We start from the raw sequence: 4,315 nt of genomic DNA on the forward strand, positions 1-4,315 counted from the left end.
GGCTGAAACCTCGGTCCGCAACTTCAACATCAATTTCGGCCCGCAACACCCTGCGGCGCACGGCGTTTTGCGCCTTGTGCTGGAGCTGGACGGCGAAGTCGTCGATCGCGTCGATCCGCATATCGGGCTCTTGCATCGCGGCACCGAAAAGCTGATCGAGGCCAAAACCTATCTGCAGGCGATTCCCTATCTCGACCGGCTCGACTATTGCGCGCCGATGAACCAGGAGCACGCCTTCGCGCTCGCCGCCGAGCGCCTGCTCGGCATCGAAGTGCCGAAGCGCGGCCAGCTGATCCGCGTTCTCTACTGCGAAATCGGCCGCATCATGTCGCACATCCTCAATGTGACGACGCAGGCGATGGACGTCGGCGCGCTGACGCCGCCGCTGTGGGGCTTCGTCGAGCGCGAAAAGCTGATGGTGTTCTATGAGCGCGCCTCGGGTTCGCGCATGCATGCCGCTTACTTTCGGCCCGGTGGCGTCCACCAGGATCTGCCGCAGAAACTGATCGAGGACATCGGTAAGTGGATCGACCCGTTCCTGAAGTCGATCGACGACCTCGATCAGCTGCTGACCGGCAACCGCATCTTCAAGCAGCGCAATGTCGATATCGGCATCGTCTCGCTGGCGGATGCCTGGGCATGGGGTTTTTCGGGCGTGATGGTGCGCGGTTCGGGCGCTGCCTGGGACCTGCGCAAGTCGCAGCCCTATGAATGCTATTCGGAAATGGATTTCGACATTCCGATCGGCAAGAACGGCGACTGCTTCGACCGCTACCTCGTACGCATGGAAGAAATGCGCCAGTCTGCGAAGATCATGCGCCAGTGCGTCGATCTCCTGCTCGGCAAGGAAAGCACCGGGCCGGTGTCGAACCTCGACGGCAAGGTGGTGCCGCCCAAGCGCCAGGCGATGAAGCGCTCGATGGAAGCGCTGATCCATCACTTCAAGCTCTACACCGAGGGTTATCGCGTGCCGGCCGGCGAGGTTTACGCCGCGGTCGAGGCGCCGAAGGGCGAATTCGGCGTCTATCTGGTTTCCGACGGCTCCAACAAGCCCTACCGCTGCAAGCTGCGCGCGCCGGGTTTCGCACATCTGCAGGCGATGGATTTCCTCTGCCGCGGCCACATGCTGGCCGACGTCACCGCCGTTCTCGGCTCCCTCGACATCGTGTTTGGTGAGGTCGATCGCTAAATGTCAGTCCGCCGTCTCGCAGAAGCCAGCGTCCAGCCAGCATCCTTCGCCTTCAACCGGGCGAATGCGGCCGCGGCGAAGCAATGGATTAAGAAGTACCCGAAGGGCCGTGAGCAGTCGGCCATCATTCCCTTGCTGATGATAGCGCAGGAGCAGGAAGGCTGGGTGACGAAGGCGGCCATCGAGACGATTTCCGACATGCTCGGCATGCCGCGTATCCGCGGGCTCGAAGTCGCGACCTTCTACACGCAGTACCAGTTGAATCCGGTCGGCACGCGTGCGCATATCCAGGTCTGCGGCACCACGCCCTGCATGCTGCGCGGTTCGGAAGCGCTGATGGATGTGTGCCGCTCCAAAATCCATCACGACCAGTTCCACGCCAACGACAAGGGCACCTTGTCCTGGGAAGAGGTCGAATGCCTTGGCGCCTGCGTCAACGCGCCGATGGTCATGATCTTCAAGGACACGTTCGAGGATCTGACGCCGGAACGCCTGGCTGAAATCATCGATCTCTATGACGCCGGCAAGGGTGCTTCGGTGGAACCGGGGCCGCAGAACGGCCGCACCGGCTCCGAGCCGGCCTCCGGCCTCACCACGCTGAAGAGCGAAAAGGCGATCCTCAAGTCGACCCGCGAAAGGGAGGCCAGGGAGGCCGCCAAGGCCGCCAGGGCGGCGCCCGACGCGATCATCGCGGCGCCTGTGCCGGGGCCGGCCGCGGCCCCTGTCGCACCGTCCAACACCAGCAAGCCGAAGACCGACGCCCCTGAAACCAGCCCGGCATTGAAGACGCCTTCAAAAACCAAGGTCGCGCCGGCGGTTGAAAAGGCGGCGAGCGTTGCCGCGCCGCTGCATTCGGCCGCCAACGCCAACAAGGCGGACTCCAAGGTCGAGCAGGTTTCCAAGCAGCGCAGCGGCCCGACAACCAAGGCCGAGCCGGCATCCGCCTTCAAGGCGCCTGAGGTCAAGGTGCCGGCGGCCAAGCCGGCCAAACCGTCGCTCGGGGACAAAAACCGTCCGGCCGGAATCGATAAACCGGCACAGGTCGACGACCTCAAGCTGATCTCCGGCGTCGGCCCCAAGATCGAGGGCATCCTGCATACGCTGGGCATTTTCACCTTCGCGCAGGTCGCGTCGTGGAAGAAGGCCGAACGCGAGTGGGTGGATGGCTATCTCTCTTTCCAGGGCCGCATCGATCGCGACGACTGGGTCAAGCAGGCCAAGGCGCTCGCCAAGGGTGGCGTCGCCGAATACATCCGCGTCTTCGGCAAGAAGCCGGTCTGAGGGACGAAAAATGCTTCAGGACAAAGACCGCATCTTCACCAATATCTACGGCCTGTTCGACAAGTCGCTGGCCGGCGCGATGGCGCGCGGCGCCTGGGACAACACGCCCGGCATCGTTGCCAAGGGGCGCGAGTGGATCGTCAACGAGATGAAGGCGTCGGGCCTGCGCGGCCGCGGCGGCGCCGGCTTCCCGACCGGCCTCAAATGGTCATTCATGCCCAAGCAGAGCGATGGCCGGCCGAGCTATCTCGTCATCAATGCCGACGAATCCGAGCCCGGCACCTGCAAGGACCGCGACATCCTGCGCAACGACCCGCACACGCTGGTCGAGGGCGCGCTGCTTGCCGGCTTCGCCATGGGCGCGATTGCCGCCTACATATATGTGCGCGGCGAGTTCATCCGCGAGCGCGAGGCGCTGCAGCGCGCGATCGAGGAGGCCTATGAGGCCAAGCTGATCGGCAAGAACAACACGTCCGGCTACGATTTCGACATCTACATGCACCACGGCGCCGGCGCCTATATCTGCGGCGAGGAGACAGCACTCCTCGAAAGCCTCGAAGGCAAGAAGGGCCAGCCCCGGCTGAAGCCGCCATTCCCTGCCAATGTCGGCCTCTATGGCTGCCCGACCACGGTCAACAATGTCGAATCGATCGCGGTCGCGCCGACCATTCTGCGCCGCGGTGCGGCCTGGTTCTCGTCCTTCGGCCGGCCCAACAATGTCGGCACCAAGCTGTTTTGCATCTCCGGCCACGTCAACAATCCGTGCACGGTCGAAGAGGCGATGTCGATCTCGTTCCGCGAGCTCATCGAGACGCATTGCGGCGGCATTCGCGGCGGCTGGGACAATCTTTTGGCGGTCATACCGGGCGGCGCCTCTGTGCCGCTGGTGCCGGCCGAGCAGATCATCGACACGCCGATGGATTTCGACGCGCTGCGCGACCTCAAATCCGGCCTTGGAACCGCGGCTGTCATCGTCATGGACAAGTCGACCGATGTCGTGAAGGCGATTGCGCGGCTTTCCTATTTCTACAAGCACGAGAGCTGCGGCCAGTGCACGCCATGCCGCGAAGGCACCGGCTGGATGTGGCGGGTGATGGAACGGCTGGTGCGCGGCGAGGCGCAGAAGCGCGAGATCGATATGCTGCTCGACGTCACCAAGCAGATCGAGGGCCACACCATCTGCGCGCTGGGCGACGCGGCGGCATGGCCGATCCAGGGCCTGATGCGGCATTTCCGCGGCGAGGTGGAGCGGCGCATCGACGAGTTTTCGCGCAATGCGCACCGGGCCGAGCCTGTGATGGTGGCGGCGGAATAGAAGAATGTTTACGCGGGCGGAAGTCCGCAGCGAAGGGCGGGGCGAACGAAGAAACGACCAGGAGAACTCTATGGCGCCGTATTCGAACCCGCTGATGCCCAATTTGGACCAGATCGAGAAGATGAACCAGGACTTGACCAGGATGATGCCGAAGGAGATGGCCAGCGCCGTCAACCTTTTCGTGCATCCTGTGGCGGGTGCGGCGGCGATGTCGGCGCTTGGCCTCGGGCTCGCCAACCATGCTTTCGGCGTCTGGCTGGGCGCGTTTTCAGGCGCGGCAGAAGCCTCGCAGCGGCTGCTGCAGCCGATCGTCGATGATTTCGAGGCGCGCGTCGCGCAGTTCGAAGATCCAAGTCCTTCCTCCACCAAGGCACGGGCGACGGCGAAAACCATGATTGCGGAGGCGCAGTCCTTCGCCCGGGAGGTCACCGATATTGCCGCCAAGGAAGCCGCCACTGCCGTGCCGGCCGCAAACGCCGCTCCGGCGACAAGCGGCGCCGGCGATGCGCTGATGCCCGATGATTTCAGGC

General features: G+C 63.9%; 4 protein-coding genes. All 4 read left to right on the forward strand.

From position 1 onward, the window contains the following. On the forward strand, positions 1–1,189 hold a 1,189-nt coding region (locus EOD15_RS29595), incomplete at its 5' end, for an NADH-quinone oxidoreductase subunit D (RefSeq protein ID WP_127409091.1). Continuing rightward, complete coding sequence (locus EOD15_RS29600) at positions 1,190–2,470, forward strand: NADH-quinone oxidoreductase subunit E (protein WP_127322346.1); 1,281 nt, start codon at positions 1,190–1,192, stop codon at positions 2,468–2,470. A 10-nt stretch (positions 2,471–2,480) separates the two neighbouring features. After that, positions 2,481–3,785: an NADH-quinone oxidoreductase subunit NuoF gene (nuoF, locus tag EOD15_RS29605; RefSeq protein ID WP_127322345.1), complete on the forward strand. Its 1,305-nt coding sequence runs from the start codon at positions 2,481–2,483 to the stop codon at positions 3,783–3,785. A gap of 70 nt (positions 3,786–3,855) precedes the next feature. Next, the coding region (locus EOD15_RS29610; RefSeq protein WP_127409092.1) for an NADH-ubiquinone dehydrogenase at positions 3,856–4,315 on the forward strand (460 nt) is incomplete at its 3' end.

The organism is Mesorhizobium sp. M7A.T.Ca.US.000.02.2.1 (assembly GCF_003996995.1).
GTDB lineage: Bacteria > Pseudomonadota > Alphaproteobacteria > Rhizobiales > Rhizobiaceae > Mesorhizobium.

Coding starts and splice junctions, on each gene's coding strand:
- nuoF (WP_127322345.1), top strand. CDS start 2,481: ATGCTTCAGGACAAAGACCGCATCTTCACCAATATCTACGGCCTGTTC.
- EOD15_RS29600 (WP_127322346.1), top strand. CDS start 1,190: ATGTCAGTCCGCCGTCTCGCAGAAGCCAGCGTCCAGCCAGCATCCTTC.